Source organism: Arthrobacter sp. U41, from assembly GCF_007679325.1.
In the GTDB taxonomy this organism is placed as follows: Bacteria; Actinomycetota; Actinomycetes; order Actinomycetales; family Micrococcaceae; genus Arthrobacter.
In genome coordinates this window covers 1,439,562-1,458,397 of record NZ_VEGI01000001.1, presented here as the reverse complement: position 1 = coordinate 1,458,397, position 18,836 = coordinate 1,439,562, and the positions used below count along the sequence as shown (strand labels likewise).

The window sequence follows — 18,836 nt, the reverse complement described above, 5'->3', positions numbered from 1 at the left end:
GGGGCCGCGTGGGCCGGGACTAAACTTGTCCGGTGACTCCCTCAACGCATTTCACGGCCGGCAACACCCCCGACGCCCCCCGCAGCGATCTGCCCGACCTGCTCGAGTCCCTGGCCCGGGACCTGCGCGGCATCGGCTACACCGTTGACGGCGTCGCCGGACTCCTCGGCCCCGCCGCGCACAGCGCCCTCAGCCGCGACCAGCTGGTTCCCGCCCTGATTGTCACCGAACAAGCGCGCCACGGGGAGCCGGCGACGGCGGCGCTCGCCGCCGTCGTCCGTCTCTGGCTGCTGGCCGAACCGCAGCCGGCCGCAACACTCGACGCCGCCCTGCCCGGCGTCCGCACGCAGGGGCTGCTGGAGCTGGACCTCGTGGAGCCGGCAACAGACGGCCTGGTCCAGGCGAAGGTGGATCTGCGGCCGTACGGCTGGGACGGAACCGCCGCGGAAAGCGCCCAGGGGGACGAGACCCAGCGGGAAAGTAGCAGCGGCGGGGCGGAACTCTGGGTGGCCAGCGATCTGGCCGCCCACCAGCGCCCGGGCGTCCTGCGCCACGACCACGTGCTCGGGATCGGGCAGGCGTCCACCACCCTGGTGCAGGTCACCGCCCGGCGGCACGCGGCCCGGGCGCTGGACCTCGGCACCGGCTGCGGCATCCAGACGTTCCACCTGCTGCACCACGCTGAGCACGTGACGGCCACGGACATCTCGGACCGCGCCCTCGCGTTCACCCGCTTCAACCTGCTGCTCAACGCCGGCCAGCTCCACCTGGACCCCTCCGATCTGGAAGCCCGCGTGAGCCTGCGCCGGGGCTCCCTGCTCGAACCGGTGGCGGGTGAGGAGTTCGAGCTGGTGGTCTCCAACCCGCCCTTCGTGATCACGCCGCGCACCCCGGGCGAGGCCGCCGCGGACCAGTTCACCTACCGCGACGGCGGCCTGCCGGGCGATGACATCGTCGCCGCACTGGTCCGGGCCCTGCCCTCGGTCCTTGCCCCTGGCGGAACAGCCCAGCTTTTGGGCAACTGGGAGATCCCGGCGGGCACCGACTGGGCCGAACGGCCGCAAAGCTGGGCGAGTCCGGACGCGGACGTCTGGTTCATCCAGCGTGAGCAGGTCAGCCCGGAGCAGTACGCCGAAACCTGGCTGCAAGACGCCTCCGAGGCGCGGGACCGGCGGCTCTACCAGGACTCGTACGCCGCCTATCTGGACGACTTCGCCTCCCGCAGCGTCGATGCCATCGGCTTCGGAATGATCTGGCTGAGGCGTCCCGCCGGGGCCCCGGTCCTGAGGCGCTTCGAGGAGATCACCTATCCGATCGAGCAGCCCGTCGGCCCGCACATCGGTGCCGCGGTGGAACGCGCCGACTGGCTGGCCGCCCACGACCTGGCGGCCGCGCACCTCCTGGTGGCCGAGGACGTCACCGAGGAGCGGCACCAGCGCCCGGGCGCCGAGCACCCCGGCGTCATCCTGCTGCGCCAGGGTGCGGGCCTGCGCCGCACCAACCTGCTGAGCACCGAGCTGGCCGGCTTTGTCTCAGCGTGCGACGGCGACCTGTCCGTCGGGCAGATCATCGGCGCCCTGGAGGCGCTGCTGGGCGGGGGCGAGGACTGGAACGGCGAGACCTTCCGCGCCGGACTCCTCACCGAGGTGGCGAACCTGGTCCGCGACGGTTTCCTGCTGCCTGCCTGAGGCGCCACCTCCGGCAGACGCAGCCGGCGGGACCGCACCGCCGGCCGACGGGGCGGTGTCCGCCGCAGGTCCGGCTTCCGCTTCCGGCCCGGCTTCCGCTTCCGGCCCGGCGTCGGCGGCCGGACCTGCCGCGCCCTCGCTGCCAAAGCGGGGCAGGACATAGGCGGCGACGGCCAGGGCCACCAGGACCCCGGCCGCTCCGGTGGCCAGGAAACTCATCCGGATGGGGAGCAGGGCGCCCAGCAGCCCGCCCAGAGCCAGCGCACCGATGGAGACGGCCCGGGTCAGGCCTCCAAGGATCGCCATCGCCTGGCCGCGCCCGCTCTCCGGGATCCGCAGGATCGCGATCGCCCCGAAGCACGCATTCAGCACGCCGCAGGCTGCCCCCATCGCGGTGTAGGCCACGAACAGCAGCTCCACACTCGGCACCAGGGCCATGATCCCCAGGAACGCTGAGGTCAGTGCCATCGAGGCCAGCAGCGCCCGCAGCCGGGTTGGCGGGGTCTTGATCCGTCCGGCCATCGCGGCCCCGGCAGCCATGCCCAGACCGAACGAGGCTGCCAGTAGCCCGTACTGGGTTTCGGTGGCACCGAGCTCGTCGCGGGCCAGGAACACTTCAAGGACGTTGGTCGCCTCGCCGACGGTGATGAAGAACAGGGCCCCGAGAACCAGGGCCCACACCAGGCTGTCCCGGCGGATGATGCGCAGGCCGTCCAGCAGGGCGGGAACGTCCTTGCCGACCCGCTCGGCGGCAGTTCCACGGCGCGTCCGGATGAGCATGGCGGCCACCCCCATCGCCAGGTAGCAGGCGCTGGCCACGGCAAACACGAGGCCGGATCCGCCCCAGCCGCTGAGCAGCCCGCCTGCGGCCGGTCCCACCATGCCGGCGATCATGATGGTTGCCTGCATGGTGCCCAGCGCCCGCGGGGTCCGTTCTTCGCCGACGATCCTCGGCAGCAGGGCCTGCCAGGTGGGCCCGGCCACCGCCTGTGCGGTGTCGAGCAGGAAAGTCATGGCGAAGAGCGCCGGAAGGTAGTTGTCCAGATACTGCATGCCCAGGCCCATGCCGGCGACCGCCGCGGCACTGACCACGGACGACGCCGTCGCCAGCGTCCGGGAGTCCCTGGTGTCCGCCAGCCGGCCGGCCCATGGGGCGAGGAGCACGAGAGGGAGCGCCGAGCAGAACAGATAAGCCGCCACAAGCCAGGGCCCGGCCACCGAGGTCTGGCCGGCCGCGGCGAGGTTCTGCAGGTGCAGCATGACGCTGACGATGACGGCGCCCATGCCGGCCGTGGCGACGAAGCGGGCGCTGCCGGCGAGGAGGAAATCGTGGTTGCGCCAGAGGGGCTGCGCGTCCCGCGACTCGCCCGGCAAGGTATGAAGTATCTGTTTCATAAACAGCAAGCTACTCTTCCGCGAAACATAGTGTCAAGCAGTTCTTTCATAGTTTGGTGCCGCTCGGTAGACTGGTGGGGTGAATGCAGAATCCCCCACGGCGGAGCCACCGGTACCTCCGGCCGCCAAACGCCGGCAGCGCCCGGAAAAGAAAGTGGAAATCACCGACCCCAAGGCAATCCGGGCACTGGCCCACGCTGCCCGGCTGGAGGTCATTTCCGAACTGTATTCAACCCAGGTAAGCCGGACGGCCACGGAGCTCGCCGCGCAGACCGGCCTCACCCCGAGCGCCATGAGCTATCACCTGCGCGCCCTGCAGAAGTGGGGCATCGTGGTGCCGGCCGCCACCGCGGGCGATGCCAGGGAGCGACGCTGGAAGGCCGCGGGCACTGACTTCACGATCAACTCGGGCGGCGGTGTGGCCAGCCCCGAGTTCGCCGTGCTGGATCTTGAACTGGACGCTTACCGCCGGCGCGTCAATGCCTACGCCAAGACCCGGGATGAGCAGCGCCAGCGCGGCGAAGCCGTGGACGGGCCCTCCTCCGTTGTACTGGCCAGCAATCTGCTTTACCTGACGCCGGACCAGCGGGCGGAACTGAACAACCGGCTCTTCGACCTGCTGCGGGACTACGAACTGGATGACCCGGACCATGTCCCCGCAGGTGCGGAGCGCATGGCGACCATGTGGTCCATGATCCCGGATGACCGGGGCAGGGCCGCTGCGAACACTGCCGGCACCCCTCCCGGAACCCCCGCCTGACAACCTCCCGGCCCCACGGGGCGCGTCCGGCAAAAGGGCTCAACTGCGGGCCTTCATTACGTCCGAAAGTCGTGTCCGGAGGCCCGGGTTTTCATGCGGGATGCGCGGGAATCCGCAAAATATGGTGAACTAGGCGGGTATGGGCGCATCTGCCCGAGAAACCTTTTTCTGTAGGAGCACCGTGCCAAGCAAGGCCAAAACCGGTAAGAAACTCGTGATCGTGGAGTCTCCCGCCAAGAGCAAGACCATCGCCAAGTACCTCGGCGAGGGCTTCATTGTTGAGGCCTCCATTGGTCACATCCGGGACCTCCCGCAGCCCTCGGAATTGCCTGCGGACCTGAAGAAGACCTCGGTGGGCAAGTTCGCCGTCGACATTGATAACGACTTCAAGCCGTACTACGTGGTTTCTCCGGACAAGAAGAAAAAGGTCGCCGAACTCAAGGCCCAGCTCAAAGACGCTGACGCTCTTTACCTCGCGACCGATGGGGACCGCGAGGGCGAGGCCATCGCGTGGCACCTGCTGGAAGTACTCAAGCCCAAGGTGCCGGTCTACCGGATGACCTTCGGTGAAATCACCAAGGAAGCCATCCACCGCGCCATGGACAACCTGCGCGACGTCGACCAGGACCTCGTGGACGCGCAGGAAACCCGCCGTGTGCTGGACCGCCTCTACGGCTACGAGATCTCCCCGGTGCTGTGGCGCAAGGTGGCCCGCGGCCTCTCCGCCGGCCGGGTGCAGTCCGTTGTGACCCGCATGGTGGTGGACCGCGAACGTGAGCGGATGGCCTTCAAAGCGGCCTCCTACTGGGACCTGACCGGCCAGTTCGGCGCCGGCTCCGGCTCGTTCAAAGCGAAGCTGGCCATGGTCGACGGCGCCAAGGTGGCCAGCGGCCGCGACTTCAACGACAGCGGCGAGCTCACTTCCCGCAACGCCGTGCACCTCAACGAGGAACTCGCCACCTCCCTTGCCGCGGGGCTGCAGGACGCCGATTTCCGGGTCCGCTCCGTCGATACGAAGCCTTACACGCGCCGTCCGGCCGCGCCGTTCACCACCTCGACGCTCCAGCAGGAGGCCGGCCGCAAGCTGCGCTTCTCCTCGAAGAGCACCATGCAGGTGGCCCAGCGGCTGTACGAAAACGGCTACATCACCTATATGCGTACGGACTCCGCCGCACTGAGCAACGAGGCCATCACGGCCGCACGGCGCCAGGCCTCCGAGCTGTACGGCCCGGAATATGTCCCCGCGTCACCGCGTCTCTACAGTGGCAAGGCAGCCAACGCCCAGGAGGCGCACGAGGCCATCCGTCCCGCCGGTGACTCGTTCCGCACCCCCGCCCAGGTGGCCAAGGCGCTTTCGGGCGACGAGTTCCGCCTGTACGAGCTGATCTGGAAGCGCACCGTCGCCTCGCAGATGGCCGACGCCAAGGGATCCACCGCCACCATCCGCCTCGGCGCTGTCGCTGAAGACGGCCGCGACGCCGAATTCTCGGCTTCCGGCACCGTCATCACCTTCCCCGGCTTCCTCGCCGCCTACGAAGAGGGCAAGGACGAAAGCCGCGGCGACGAAGATTCCGAGGAAGCCCGCCGGCTGCCCAACGTGGCCAAGGACGACGCGCTGACCGCCTCGGAGATTGCCGCCGTCGGGCACGAAACGTCCCCGCCGCCGCGCTACACCGAAGCGTCGCTGACCGCCGAGCTGGAAAAGAAGGGGATCGGACGCCCGTCCACCTACGCCTCCACTATTTCCACCATCCAGGACCGCGGTTACGTCCGGAAGCAGGGCTCCGCGCTGGTCCCGAGCTGGATCGCATTCTCCGTCATCCGCCTGCTCGAACAGCACTTCCACGACTATGTGGACTACGAGTTCACCGCCGATATGGAAGCGGACCTCGACAAGATCGCCAACGGCCAGGCTGAGGGGCCTGCTTGGCTTAAGCACTTCTACTTCGGCGAGGACTCCAACCCCGGGTTGCTGAGTATCGTCAACAACCTCGGCGAGATCGACGCCCGCGAAATCAACTCCATTCCGATCACCGAGGGCATCACGCTGCGGGTCGGCAAGTTCGGGCCCTATCTGGAAAGCTCCGTCCCGACCGTCGATGCGAAGACCGGCGAAGTGGTTGAGGCCGCCCGCGCCAACGTCCCCGAGGACCTGGCCCCGGACGAGCTCACCGCCACCAAGGCGGTTGAGCTGATGGAAACCGCGGCGCCCGAAGAACGCGTGCTCGGCACGGATCCCCACACCGGGCACGCCGTCGTCGCCAAGAACGGCCGCTACGGCGCCTATGTCACCGAGATCATCCCGGAAATGACCGAGGAACAGCTCGCCAACCTGCCGGTGGAGTACTACAAAAACGGCAAGCCGAAGCCGCCGAAGAAGCCCGTGAAGGCCAAGCCCCGCACGGGGTCGCTGTTCGCGTCGATGAGCGTGGACACCATCACCCTGGATGAGGCCCTGCAGCTCATGAGCCTGCCCCGGGTGCTGGGCCAGGACGCCGAAGGCAACCCGATCACGGTGCAGAACGGCCGCTTTGGCCCGTACCTGAAGAAGGGCACGGACTCCCGTTCCATCGGCTCGGAAGAGGAAATCTTCACGATTACGCTGGAGCAGGCCCTGGAGATCTATTCCCAGCCGAAGCAGCGCGGCGCCCGCGCTGCGGTGCCGCCGCTGGCCGAGTTTGGCCCGGATCCGGTCTCGGAGAAGAACATCGTGGTGAAGGAAGGCCGGTTCGGCCCGTATATCACCGACGGCGTCACCAACATCACCGTGCCGCGCTCCACCTCGCTGGAGGAGCTCACCCGGGAACAGGCCGTGGAGCTCCTCGCCGAGAAACGCGCCAAGGGACCGGTCAAGCGCAAGACGACAGCCCGCAAGGCCCCGGCCCGCAAGGCCGCTGCCAAGAAATAGACCCGCGCACTGAAATCGCCGGAAACGTGCGGATTCGCCGGAAGCTTCCCGGCGACTTCGATGGTTTCCGGCGATTTCGCGTTTGCGGAGCCGGGCGCAACGTGATCGAGTAGGAACATGACTGAACAGCCCGATCACTTGGACCTCCAGCCGCTGAATGACCTCGAAGAGAAGCTTGCCCGGGGGGAGCAGCCGGACGCCAACCCCGTTGACGTCATCCTCGCCTTCCTCAACAACGAGGTTTACATTGTCAGCTCCGATGCGCTCGAGGGAGCCGATTCCCAGGTGGAGCCGCTGGTGCTGGCCAACTCCGCCGGGAAGCCAGTCCTGGCCGTTTTCTCCCACCCGAGCCGCGTCACCGAGCAGTACCTGGAAGCCGCACCCAACGTTCTCGGCACCCAGGGCGCAGCGATCCTCGGCAACCTCGGCGACGACCTCGGCATGGTCATCAACCCCGGGGCAGCCTTCGGCTTCGAAATCGATCCGGAAGGCGTGGCGAACATCCGCCGCGACTTCAAACCCGCCGAGGAGTCCGAGGGCTCCGGTGAGGACGCCGGCCGGGACGGCCAGCCCTAGCCGGCCCTAAACCGGTGCACCGGGCGCGGCCGGCCCGTTAGGCGGGCCGCGCCCCCGGGGGAATAATGGCACTATGCGTCTTGGCGTCCTTGATATCGGATCAAACACCGTTCACCTGCTGCTTGTGGACGCCCATCCCGGCGCGCGCCCCGTGCCCTTCGCCTCGCATAAGCGGCCGCTGTCCCTCGTGCAGTACCTCGAGAGCGACGGCAGCATCAACGACGCAGGCCAGCACGAGCTGATCGAGTTCGTCCTGGAAGCGTGGGAATTCGCAGCCAAACACAAAGCCGAAGACCTCCTGGCGTTTTGTACCTCCGCCATCCGCGAGGCCACGAACGGTGCTGCGGTGCTGGCCCGGGTCAAACATGAGACCACCGTGACGCTCCGGGAACTGACCGGCAGCGAAGAGGCCTCAATGACATTCTTCGCCGTCCGCCGCTGGTACGGGTGGGGTGCCGGCCCCATCCTGAACCTGGACATCGGCGGCGGTTCTTTCGAAATGGCCTTCGGCGAGGACGAGCTCCCCGAACTGGCAACGTCCGTCCCGCTCGGAGCGAGCCGGCTCACCCGGGATTGGCTGCAGGAGGACCCGCCCTCGGCCAAGAGCGTCAAGGAACTTCGCCGCTACATCCGGACCACGCTCAAACCGGTGGTGCGGGACTTCGGGAAGCTCGGCAAGGCGAACCACGTGGCAGGCACGTCCAAGACCTTTCGCTCGCTGGCCCGCATCGCCGGGGCCGCGCCCAGCGGCGCAGGCCCCTACGTCAAACGAGAACTGTTCGCCTCGGATCTGGGACTCTGGGCGCAGCGCATCTCGGCCATGGACGTGGAGGACCGGCTGAATCTTCCCGGCGTTTCTGAAGCCCGGGCACCCCAGCTATTGGCCGGCGCCCTCGTAGCCGAGGCCGCCCTGGAACTGTTCGAGTTCCCCAGCATGGAGATCTGCCCCTGGGCGCTCCGCGAAGGCTTGATCCTCCGGAGGCTGGACCAGCTGGTCTTCGAGGGCCCGCTGGAACCCGCACCCCACGTGACGCAGGTCGACCACCCCGCCGTGCTGCAGTCACCCGACGGTGACGCCGAGGGCGCCACGCAGGCCGCGCCCGCCGATTCCCGGTGAGAGCCTCGGAGCTCCGGTGGCCGGCTTCGTCACCGGAATTCCTGGAGCCCGTGAACAACCTGGAGCCCGTGGACAAGGGGAGTTAACGACGAAGGCACCGGCCGTCCGCTGCGGGAAAATGGGGGGAAACCCGCTGCAGACCACCGGTGCCGGGCAGACATCCGCATGCCTGCCGCATCACTCGCACCCTCAATGAGGTAATAACTACGTTAGTCACGGAGTTTGTGAAGATGCTGACCTGAACATGGGAGCTGGCTGTGAATCGGGCCGGACTGCAATGATGGGGGACATGAGCAACCGAATCGCATTCCTGGGCTGTGGATCAATGAACGAGGCCATCATGGGCGGCCTGATCGCCGGCGGCGCCGACCCGGCGGACATTGTCGCCACCGTCCGCCGCGCCGAACGGGCCGACGAACTCGCCAAACGGCATCACGGCATCACGGCCATCGCCGGCGAGGAAGAGCCCGAAAACAACAAGCAGGCCACCACCGGTGCCGCCGTCGTGATCCTGGGCGTCAAGCCCGTGGGCATCGCGGCTCTGGCCCGTGAGATTAGCGATTCGCTGGCCCCTGACGCGATTGTGATCAGCGTCGCCGCAGCCGTGTCGCTGGAGCAGCTAGAAGCCGCCCTTCCGGCCGGCCAGCCCGTAATCCGGACCATGCCGAACACCCCGGCGAAGCTGGGCCGCGGCGTAGTGTCCGTGTCGCCGGGCACGCATTGCTCTGCGGAGCAGCTCCAGCGGGCCAAGGACGTCCTGGCTGCCGCGGGCACCGTCGTCGAAATCCCCGAGTCCCAGGTCGACGCGCTGTCCGCGATCAGCGGCTCAGGCCCGGCATACGCGTTCTACCTGGCCGAAGCAATGGCGGACGCCGGCGTCGAACTGGGACTCGACCGGGAACTGTCGTTGCTGATTGCGCGCGAAACCGTCGCCGGGGCGGGCCTCATGCTGGCGGAACAGGGGGCGGATCCGACGGCGCTGCGCAAGGCCGTCACCAGCCCCAACGGCACCACCGAACGCGCCATCGCGACGTTCGACGATCGCGGCCTGCCCGCGATTGTTGCCGACGGCGCCCGCGCCGCCGCCGCCCGGGCCGCGGAGATCACCCGGCAGCTCGCCTAGCCGCAAAGCGCGCGCAACCCATGACGCAGACCGGACCGGGTGGCAGGATAGGACCCATGGAATTGCACATCACAGGGGATCCCGCGGCGGACAAACTACTCAGCGACGACGCGTTTGCCCTGCTTACAGGCATGCTGCTTGACCAGCAGGTGACCATGGAGTCGGCTTTTGCCGGTCCCGAAAAGATCAGGACACGCATCGGGTCAATGGCCCCCGCCGCGATCGCCGATTACGATCCGCAGGCGTTCGTCGAGATGTTCAAAGAACGCCCGGCAGTCCACCGGTTCCCCGGATCGATGGCCGGCCGCGTCCAAGCGCTTGCCGAGACGGTGCACAACGACTGGAATGGCGACGCTACTGCCATCTGGACACAGGGTGACCCTGACGGGCAGGAGGTGCTGCGCCGGCTCAAGGCCTTGCCGGGATTCGGTGAGCAGAAGGCGAAGATCTTCCTGGCGCTGCTGGGGAAGCAGTGTGGGCTCCAAGCCGAAGGCTGGCGCGAGGCCGCCGGCCACTATGGCCAGGAGAACGCGTTCCTGTCCGTCGCCGACATTGTGGATCCTGAGTCGCTGAGCAAGGTGCGCGCCAGCAAGCAGGCAGCCAAGGCCGCGGCCAAAGCGGCGAAGACCGCCGGGCCCTGATCCTGCGGCAGCTGCGCCGGCGATGCACGCGCCCGAACAGGGACCCTGCGCCGGGCGCTGCTGCTACGGCCGGGCGGCGAACCGTTCCAGCAGGTCCACGTGCCCGGACACAATGAGCATGTCCCGTGAGGACACCTTTGTCTCCGGCCGGGCGTAGGTGAAGTCCTCGCCCGGAGATTTGACGCCCACAATCGTGACACCGTATTTGGACCGGACCTTGGATTCGTCCAGCGTGAAGCCCACGGTTTCACGCGGCGGATACATCTTCACGATCGCGAAGTCGTCGTCGAACTCGATGAAGTCCAGCATGCGGCCGGAAACCAGGTGCGCGGCGCGGACGCCGGCATCGGCCTCCGGGTAGATCACGTGGTTGGCGCCGATCCGGGTGAGGATCTTGCCGTGGGAGGGCGTGATCGCCTTGACCCAGAGGTGCTCGATGCCAAGGTCCACGAGGTTCACGGTGATCAGCACCGAGGATTCGATCGAGGTGCCCACACCCACGACGGCGGAGCTGAACTCCTGCGCGCCGAGCTGGCGGAGGGCATCGATGTTGGTTGCGTCGGCCTCGACCACGTGGGTCAGGGTGCCCGACCACTTCTGCACCAGGTTCCGGTCGCGTTCGATGGCCAGCACCTCGCGGCCCTGCTTGACCAGCTGCTCGGCCGTGGACGAGCCGAAGCGGCCCAGCCCGATCACCAGCACGGGGGCGTTGTGGGCGGGGCGATTGACGGCCCCTGAGGAACTAGCCAATGATCGGTCTCTCTTCCGGGTAGTGGTACAGCTGGCTGCGCTGGCGCAGGGCCAGGGCGGCGGCAAGCGTGACGGTGCCGACGCGCCCGGCGAACATTAGGGCGGTAAGGACGTAAACGCCCGACGGCGGCAGTTCGGCACTGAGGTTCGTGCTGAGGCCGCAGGTGGCGAAGGCGGAAATTGTTTCAAAGAGCACCCGGTCCAGGGACGCCCCGCTGATGTGAAGCAGCAGCATGGCCGACACGGCGACGAGGGTGGCGCCGGCGACGATGACCGAGATGGCCACCCGCATGGTGCCCTCCGGGATGGTGCGGCCGTAAACCTTCACGTCCGAGTCGCCGCGGGCCTCGGCCAGGATCGCCAGGAACATCACGGCGATGGTGGTCACCTTGATGCCGCCCGCCGTCGACGCCGAACCGCCGCCGGCGAACATCAGGGCGTCGGTGAGCAGCATGGTGGTTGAATCCATCTGGTTCTGGTCCACGAGGTTGAAACCGCCGGACCGGGTCATCACGGACGCGAAGAGCGAATGAATGACCTTGTCCGCCGTGCTCATGCCGCCGATGGTCCGCAGGTTCTCCCATTCCATCAGCCCCCAGAGGACAGTCCCTCCGACCAGCAGGATCAGCGAGACCTGGATGGTCAGCTTGGTGTGGAGGTTCCACTTCTTCCAGTTCAAACCGTTTTGATGCAGCACCATGACCACCGGGAACCCGAGGCTGCCGAGGAAAACGCCCACCATCAGCGGGATCAGGATCCACAAATCGGTCTCGTAGGGGACGATGCCGTCAGAGTGCGGGGTGAAACCGGCGTTGTTGAACGAAGAAATCGCGTAGAACACCCCGTGCCACACGGCCTGGCCGAAACTTTCGCCCAGCGTCAGGAACCGCGGGATCAGGGCGACGGCCAGCGCGGCCTCGATCACCACTGACGTCACGATGACAATCCGCAGCAGGGTACCCACCTCGCCGAGGCGCCCGGCGTTCATGGCTTCCTGGGCGATCAGCTTGCCGCGGACACCCAGCTTCTTGCTCACCATGAGGGCCAGCAGGGAGGCCAGGGTCAGGGTTCCCAGGCCGCCCACGAAGATGCCGACCAGGATGACGAGCTGGCCGAAGAAGGACCAGTGCACCGCCGTGGACACCACGGTCAGGCCCGTGACGCAGACTGCCGACACCGCGGTGAACATGGCCTGGTGCAGCGGGGTGAAATCACCCGTGGCGGAAGACACCGGCAGGGACAACAGGGCGGTGAACACCAGGATCACCATGCCGAACGCGGACAGGGCCAGCCTGGCCGGCGAGGTGTTGGCGATGTTGTCGATGAAGTCGCGAAGGCGTGTGAAGATCCACAGGCCTTCCCGCTCCGGAGTGCCGGGGTGCCAGCTGGCCGGGCTCTTGGACCTCGACTGGCTCTGCGTCATGTGTGACATTTCCTTGCTAGAAACTGTTTCCTTCAGTAGTAAACCACTAAACCCCGCGCAATGACGGGGGAGCGGGCTCCCGCGCTCGGGTAGCCTGTGATTGATGACATTCCTGCCGGGGCTCGCACAGTCCGCACTGCCAACGACGGTGGTGTGGGACCCTGCCATGACCGCCTACAACTTCGGCCACGGCCACCCGATGGCCCCGGAGCGGATGGAACTCACCGCGCGGCTGGCCGGGAGCCTTGGTCTGCTGGACCTGGACCACGTCACGGTCGCGGCCCCGGACGTCGCCAGCGACGCGGAGCTGTGCACGGTCCACAGCCCGGACTTCGTCGCCGCGGTGCGGCGCGTGAGCGCAGATCCCGGGACCCCGGACCTGGACCGCGGACTCGGTACCGAGGACGACCCCGCCTTCGCCGGGATGCATGAGGCGAGTGCCCGGCTGGCGGGCGGCTCCCTCCTTGCTGCCGCCGCCATCCTGGACGGCACTGCCGTCCGGGCGGTGAACTTCGGCGGGGGCATGCACCATGCGGCCCGCGATCGTGCCAGCGGTTTCTGCATTTACAACGACGCGGCCCTCGCCATCCAGCGGCTGCTCGACGGCGGTGTGCAGCGCGTTGTGTATGTCGACATCGACGCCCATCACGGCGACGGTACCCAGAGCATCTTCTGGGACGATCCGCGGGTACTGACCATTTCCCTGCACGAAACAGGGCTCACGCTCTTCCCGGGCACCGGTTACGCCAACGAGATCGGCGGACCCAATGCCCAGGGCAGCGCCGTGAACGTGGCCCTGCCGGCCGGGACCGGGGACGGCGGCTGGCTCCGGGCCTTCCACGCGGTGGTGCCGCAGCTCATCGGGGCCTTCGAACCGGAGGTCATCGTCAGCCAGCACGGCTGCGACTCCCACCGGCTGGACCCGCTCACGCACCTCAACATCAGCGTCGACGGCCAGCGGGAAGCCGCCACGGCCATCGGCAACCTCGCGGCCCGCTACTGCGACAACCGCTGGATCTCCACCGGCGGCGGGGGCTACAACGTGGTCACCGTGGTGCCGCGCGCCTGGAGCCACCTGATTGCCATCGCGGCCGGACGACCCGTGCCGCTGCGCACGCCGGTGCCTGAGGAATGGCGCAGCTACGTGAAGGAGAAGTACGGGGCCAAATACGGTGTGGCCGCACCCGAGATGATGGGCGACGACGTCGACCTCTGGTGGCGCTCGTGGGAAGTCGGGTTCGACCCGAACGACGACGTGGACCGGACGGTTATGGCCACCCGCAAGGAAGTCTTCCCGCTCTACGGGCTGGACCCCTGGTTCGACTAGCCGGCTGTTCCGGCTAACCAGCGGCCGGCAGGGAACTGGGCTTCTCGGTCTGGAACACAACCCCCGCCGCGCCAATGATCCAGCCCAGCAGCGACAGCGAGAACGCCCCGATCAAGTCGGTGGAGGCCGTCCCCTTCACGAGCCACACACCGAGAACCAGCATCCCGATCACCAGATACACCATCAACGCCGTGATGACCCGGCCGGAGAGCTTTGTGGTGATCCCGCCGGCGTCGAAGATCCCTTCGCTGGCCTGGCCGGCGGACTTCCCGCCGGCCTGCTCCTCCCGGCGCACCTCGGCCATGGTGAAGCCGAGCGCCGAGGCAGTCAGCGAACTCAGCGACGTGGACAGTGCCCCGGCGGCACAAACGACTGCGCCGTTGAGCTTGGGCGCGGTGCCCGGCACTTCCGGGACGAACACCCAGACCTGGATCAGCACGTTGCCCCAGACGATCACGAAGAGGGCCAGGAACACGGCCGCGATGATGTTGAACAGCTGTTTCCGGAAGAAGTCGCCCATGGTCCGTGCACTCCTCTGCGTCGGCAGGCTGCGGCGTCACCCGCCGGGCCGGCGGTGGGTCCGTTCTAGCACCGTGCCGGGCGCAGGGGCAATGCCCGGCGCATGCGGTGCGGGCCGCAATTAGTGGATGCCATCCGGCGTATATGTCGCTAGTGTGGAGGGCATGGTGACAGACGACGTATTTGCCGTCATTGCTGAGGCAACCCGGCGTGACATTCTGGTATCCCTCCGCAAAGGGGACAAAGCAGTGGGGGAACTGGTCCAGGAGCTCGAGGCCAGCCAGCCCACCATTTCAAAACATCTCAAAGTTCTCCGCGAAGCGGACCTGGTGAGCATGCGCGCCCAGGGCCAGAAACGCTACTACACGCTTAATCCCAAGCCGCTGGCCGGCGTCGCCAGCTGGCTGGAAACGTTTGACGTCGCCAGCGCCGCCCCGGCACCAGCACAGCCACCCGCACAAGGACCGTCGTCCGCGCCGTCACCGTCGCGGACGCCCGATCTCCGGCTGCAGCCCGTCCCGGACACCCTGGCCGAAGCCGCCACCGCTGCTCCGGCCCAGCAACCTGCCGCCGCGCTCGCCGGCCGCGCCGCCGGCAGCCCGCTGAGTCCCGCCGTCGTTCTTCCTGTGGGGACGGCCGGCGAGGATAAGATGCCGCAGCAGATCGGCCGGACCGTCGGCCGGGCAGCCACCAAAGCCGCCGACCTCCTGGCTAACCTGCCGAAGTTCGGCCGCAAGAAGTAGCCCTGCCCGCTTGTGGCCCGCATCACACCGTTCCTGTCACACGGCGTGATGAGCGGTGCCCGAATGGATATCCCCTCCGGCCCGGTGCAACCATGGAAAGGCTTGTTGTGGTGCGCCCGATGAGGGGCGCTGGAGTTTAGGGAGTTGCAATGGACGCACGGCTTGAAGCCATCCGGGACACGGTGCTGGCCCGGAATCCCGGCGAAGGGGAGTTCCACCAGGCCGTCACCGAGGTCTTCGAAAGCCTCGGCCCGGTCCACGACCGCCACCCCGAATTCCTGGAAGGCGCCGTCCTGGAGCGGCTCTGCGAGCCCGAACGGCAGATCATTTTCCGCGTCCCGTGGGTGGACGACGCCGGCCGCTTCCAGATCAACCGTGGCTTCCGGGTAGAGTTCAACTCGGCGCTGGGTCCCTACAAGGGCGGCCTGCGGTTCCACCCCTCGGTGAACCTTGGCATCGTGAAGTTCCTCGGTTTCGAGCAGATCTTCAAGAATGCCCTGACCGGCATGCCGATCGGCGGCGGCAAGGGCGGCTCCGATTTCGACCCCCGCGGACGCTCCGACGCTGAGATCATGCGCTTCTGCCAGTCGTTCATGACCGAGCTGTACCGCCACATCGGCGAGTACACGGACGTCCCGGCCGGGGACATCGGCGTCGGCGGCCGCGAAATCGGCTACCTCTTCGGACAGTACAAGCGGATCACCAACCGCTACGAATCCGGCGTCCTCACCGGCAAGGGCATCTCCTGGGGCGGCTCGCTGGTGCGGCCCGAAGCCACCGGCTACGGCACCGTGATCTTCGCGGAGGAAATGCTCAAGACCCGCGGCCAATCCTTCGACGGCCAGCGCGTGGTGGTCTCCGGGTCCGGCAATGTCGCCATCAATGCGATCGCCAAGGCCCAGACGCTCGGCGCCATGGTGGTCGCCTGCTCCGATTCCTCCGGCTACATCGTGGACGAGGCCGGGATCGACGTCCCGCTGCTGCGCCAGATCAAGGAAGTGGAGCGCGGCCGGCTCAAGGAGTACGCAGCCCGGCGTTCCGCCGTCACCTACGTGGACGGCGGCTCCGTCTGGGACCTCGACGCCACCGTGGCCCTGCCGTGTGCCACGCAGAACGAGCTCGACGGCGACGCGGCCGCGCGGCTGGTCCGCAACGGGCTGCTCGCGGTGGGGGAGGGCGCCAACATGCCCTCGACGCGTGACGCCGTCGCGGTATTCCAAGAGGCCGGCATCCTGTTCGGCCCCGGCAAGGCGGCGAATGCGGGAGGCGTGGCAACGTCCGCGCTGGAAATGCAGCAGAACGCCAGCCGCGATTCCTGGTCCTTCGCGCACACCGAAGAGCGGCTCACCGAGATCATGGTGGGAATCCACCACCGCTGCGCGGCCACCGCGGACGAATACGGGGATCCGGGAAACTACGTGCTGGGCGCGAACATCGGCGGCTTTGTGAAGGTGGCCGACGCGATGCTCGCCCAAGGCCTCATCTAGGACTGCTTTTTGAGGATCCGCACGTGGTCCGGGGTCAGCTCCGAGACCCGGCTGACGCCCAGCAGGGCCATGGTGCGGAGCATGTCCTTTTCCAGGATCTCGATGGCCCGGTCCACGCCGGCGCGTCCGCCGGCCATCAGCCCGTAAAGGTAGGCGCGGCCGATCAGTGTGAAGTCGGCGCCCAGGGCCAGTGCGGCGATGATGTCCGCGCCGCTCATGATGCCGGTGTCCAGGATGACCGCCGCGTCGCTGTTGTCCGCCTTGAGCGCGGCCGAGACCTCCGGAAGCAGGTGGAACGGGATCGGCGCACGGTCCAGTTGGCGGCCGCCATGGTTGGACACCACAACGCCGTCGGCCCCGTGGTCCACCACCCTGCGGGCGTCTTCGACGGTCTGGATGCCCTTGACCACCAGCTTGCCCTTCCACGTTTCGCGCAGCCAGTCCAGGTCATCGAACGTCAGGGTGGGGTCGAACATCGAGTTGATGAGGTCCGCAACGGTCCCGGTGTAGCGGGACAGCGACGCGAAGGTCAGCGGCTCGTGGGTGAGGAAGTTGAACCACCAGGCCGGCCGGTAGGACGCGTCCAGCACGGTCTTGATGGTCAGTGCCGGCGGGATGGTCATGCCGTTGCGGACGTCGCGCAGCCGGGCCCCGGCGACGGCGGTGTCCACGGTGACCATCAGGGTGTCGTTGCCGGCCTTGGCGGCGCGCTCGATCAGCTCCAGCGAACGGTCGCGGTCCGTCCACAGGTAGAGCTGGAACCAGTTTCGCCCGTCGGGTGCGGCGGCGGCCACGTCCTCGATGGACGCCGTGCCCATGGTGGAGAGGGTGTAGGGGACGCCGGCGGCAGCGGCGGCCCGGGACCCGGCGTACTCGCCCTCGGACTGCATCATCCGGGTGAAGCCGGTGGGTGCGATGCCGACGGGCAACCGGGACGGCTTCCCAAGGATGTCGGTGGTCAGGTCTACTTTGGAGACATCACGCAGGATGCCGGGCCGGAACTCGATGTCCAGGAAGGCCTCGCGGGCACGGCGGAGCGTGATTTCCGCTTCGGCGGCGCCGTCGGTGTAGTCGAACGGAGCCTGCGGCGTGCGCCGTTTGGCCATGTCCCGGAGGTCCCAGATGGTGCTGGCGCGCCGCAGCCTGGCGGCGCGGCTGAACTCGGGTTTCTTGAACTGCATCAGCGGGGCGAGGTCCGCATACTTAGGGACACGGCGCTTGAGCGCTGCTGGGAGGCCTCCCGGGGCGGCCGCGGGGGAGGGCCTGCCCGTGCCGGTGTCGGCGGGTTTCGTGGGCGCCTCGGGGTTGCCGGGTTCGATCGTCTGCGTCATTGCTGCCTCCGGGCAGGTCTCGTATTCCTGGATGTCGGGGTCCCCGCCGGACTAAGAACCTAAGCCTCAGCCGCCGGGGAGTGTGGTCCAACCACAGTCTAGGCGTGTGGTCCAACCACATCAAGTAATATGAGCGCATGCGTACGCACCAGCTTGTCCTGCAGTGGATCGAGGGCCAGCTTTCCAGCGGCCAACTGGCCCTTGGCGGGCGGCTCCCGGCCGAGCGATCGCTCGCCGAACAGCTCCAGGTCTCCCGCACGTCCGTCCGCGAGGCCATCCGCGTCCTGGAGGCCATGGGGGTGCTCCGCGCCGGGGTGGGTTCGGGCCCGGAGGCGGGGACCGTCGTCATCGCGGATCCCACCGCGGCTCTGGGCTCGGCGCTCCGGCTGCACGTCGCCACCTCCCACCTGCCCGTCAAGGACGTCGTGGAGACGCGTGTGCTGCTCGAATCCTGGGCCGCGTCCCGGGCGCGCCCGGAGTCGCCGTCGTTGGCCGAGGCGGCCCGGCTGCTGGAGGAAATGGACGGCTGCGCCGACACGGAGGAATTCCTTGCCCTCGACGTCCGCTTCCACCTGGCCCTCGCGGACGCCGCGGGTAACGCCGTCGTCAGTGCCATGATGGGCTCGCTCCGCGAAGCCATCCAGGAATACGCCGGGCGCCTCACAGGAAACCTCCCGGACTGGGACGCCACTGCCACACGGCTCCGGGCGGAACACCGGGGCATCCTGGCTGCCATCACCGATCACGACGGCAGCCGCGCCGCCCAGCTGGTGGCGGAGCATATCGAGGGATACTACGCGGAAGCCGGGCTGGGTTCCGGGGCCTGATCCGCCGCCGGATCCCACGGCTGCGCTTACGGCTGATTTTATGGCTGATCTTACGGCTAGGGACGCTATGTTACGGGCCGGACTTTGCCGTGGCGACAACCGCCGGGCTATGGTCGAGTCATGACTAACCGTTGGTATGCGTATTTTTCGTTGGCTCTGGAGGGGCCCGCGTCTAGCTGACACGCATCCAACCTTCCTTCAGAGCCAACAGGGCAGAGATC

The 18,836-nt window shown here is 67.7% G+C and carries 15 protein-coding genes and 1 pseudogene; 11 read left to right on the top strand and 5 right to left on the bottom strand.

Annotation, left to right across the window (positions count from 1 at the left end):
- Positions 1 to 32 precede the first annotated feature (32 nt).
- Positions 33 to 1,688 (top strand): methyltransferase, encoded by a 1,656-nt coding sequence (locus FS787_RS18115; protein WP_144671431.1) that lies wholly within the window; start codon positions 33 to 35, stop codon positions 1,686 to 1,688.
- Between the two features lie 150 nt (positions 1,689 to 1,838).
- Here the strand turns inward: FS787_RS18115 and FS787_RS06725 are convergent.
- Positions 1,839 to 2,972 (bottom strand): annotated as a pseudogene (locus FS787_RS06725) (MFS transporter); the annotation flags it as partial.
- A gap of 190 nt (positions 2,973 to 3,162) precedes the next feature.
- Between FS787_RS06725 and FS787_RS06720 the strand changes: the two are divergent.
- The 6 genes from FS787_RS06720 (at position 3,163) to FS787_RS06695 (ending at position 10,208) form a co-directional block, all read left to right on the top strand.
- Positions 3,163 to 3,843, top strand: a complete 681-nt coding sequence (locus FS787_RS06720; RefSeq protein ID WP_144671429.1) for a helix-turn-helix transcriptional regulator — start codon at positions 3,163 to 3,165, stop codon at positions 3,841 to 3,843.
- 181 nt (positions 3,844 to 4,024) lie between these two features.
- Complete coding sequence (gene topA, locus FS787_RS06715) at positions 4,025 to 6,751, top strand: type I DNA topoisomerase (protein WP_144671428.1); 2,727 nt, start codon at positions 4,025 to 4,027, stop codon at positions 6,749 to 6,751.
- 117 nt (positions 6,752 to 6,868) lie between these two features.
- Entirely contained in the window at positions 6,869 to 7,327 is a 459-nt protein-coding gene (locus FS787_RS06710; RefSeq protein ID WP_144671427.1) for an SseB family protein, read from the top strand.
- A gap of 73 nt (positions 7,328 to 7,400) precedes the next feature.
- Positions 7,401 to 8,444: a Ppx/GppA phosphatase family protein gene (locus FS787_RS06705; RefSeq protein WP_144671426.1), complete on the top strand. Its 1,044-nt coding sequence runs from the start codon at positions 7,401 to 7,403 to the stop codon at positions 8,442 to 8,444.
- Positions 8,445 to 8,733: 289 nt separating this feature from the next.
- Positions 8,734 to 9,567 (top strand): pyrroline-5-carboxylate reductase, encoded by an 834-nt coding sequence (proC, locus tag FS787_RS06700; protein ID WP_144671425.1) that lies wholly within the window; start codon positions 8,734 to 8,736, stop codon positions 9,565 to 9,567.
- A gap of 56 nt (positions 9,568 to 9,623) precedes the next feature.
- Entirely contained in the window at positions 9,624 to 10,208 is a 585-nt protein-coding gene (locus FS787_RS06695) for an HhH-GPD-type base excision DNA repair protein (RefSeq protein WP_186329102.1), read from the top strand.
- Positions 10,209 to 10,271: 63 nt separating this feature from the next.
- On the opposite strand, the gene FS787_RS06690 is transcribed toward FS787_RS06695, so the two are convergent.
- Positions 10,272 to 10,910 carry a TrkA family potassium uptake protein gene (locus tag FS787_RS06690; RefSeq protein WP_186329137.1) on the bottom strand — a complete coding sequence of 213 codons (639 nt, stop codon included), beginning with the start codon at positions 10,908 to 10,910 and terminating at the stop codon, positions 10,272 to 10,274.
- A gap of 40 nt (positions 10,911 to 10,950) precedes the next feature.
- On the bottom strand, positions 10,951 to 12,381 hold the full coding sequence (locus tag FS787_RS06685) for a TrkH family potassium uptake protein (RefSeq protein ID WP_144671423.1): 1,431 nt from the start codon (positions 12,379 to 12,381) through the stop codon (positions 10,951 to 10,953).
- 103 nt (positions 12,382 to 12,484) lie between these two features.
- On the opposite strand from FS787_RS06685, the gene FS787_RS06680 reads away from it, so the two are divergent.
- The gene (locus FS787_RS06680) at positions 12,485 to 13,708 is read left to right on the top strand and encodes an acetoin utilization protein AcuC (protein WP_144671422.1); all 1,224 of its coding nucleotides are present in this window, start codon (positions 12,485 to 12,487) and stop codon (positions 13,706 to 13,708) included.
- Positions 13,709 to 13,721: 13 nt separating this feature from the next.
- Here FS787_RS06680 and FS787_RS06675 read toward each other — a convergent pair whose 3' ends face one another.
- Positions 13,722 to 14,228 (bottom strand): hypothetical protein, encoded by a 507-nt coding sequence (locus tag FS787_RS06675; protein WP_144671421.1) that lies wholly within the window; start codon positions 14,226 to 14,228, stop codon positions 13,722 to 13,724.
- Between the two features lie 163 nt (positions 14,229 to 14,391).
- On the opposite strand from FS787_RS06675, the gene FS787_RS06670 reads away from it, so the two are divergent.
- Both FS787_RS06670 and gdhA read left to right on the top strand, forming a co-directional pair.
- On the top strand, positions 14,392 to 14,970 hold the full coding sequence (locus FS787_RS06670) for a helix-turn-helix transcriptional regulator (RefSeq protein ID WP_144671420.1): 579 nt from the start codon (positions 14,392 to 14,394) through the stop codon (positions 14,968 to 14,970).
- A 149-nt stretch (positions 14,971 to 15,119) separates the two neighbouring features.
- On the top strand, positions 15,120 to 16,457 hold the full coding sequence (gene gdhA / locus FS787_RS06665; RefSeq protein ID WP_144671419.1) for an NADP-specific glutamate dehydrogenase: 1,338 nt from the start codon (positions 15,120 to 15,122) through the stop codon (positions 16,455 to 16,457).
- On the opposite strand, the gene FS787_RS06660 is transcribed toward gdhA, so the two are convergent.
- Entirely contained in the window at positions 16,454 to 17,788 is a 1,335-nt protein-coding gene (locus FS787_RS06660; RefSeq protein WP_144671418.1) for an alpha-hydroxy acid oxidase, read from the bottom strand. The two genes, gdhA and FS787_RS06660, sit on opposite strands and share 4 nt — an antisense overlap.
- A gap of 137 nt (positions 17,789 to 17,925) precedes the next feature.
- On the opposite strand from FS787_RS06660, the gene FS787_RS06655 reads away from it, so the two are divergent.
- Positions 17,926 to 18,615, top strand: coding sequence for a FadR/GntR family transcriptional regulator (locus FS787_RS06655; protein ID WP_144671417.1), 690 nt, complete (start codon positions 17,926 to 17,928; stop codon positions 18,613 to 18,615).
- The last annotated feature ends 221 nt before the right edge of the window (positions 18,616 to 18,836 follow it).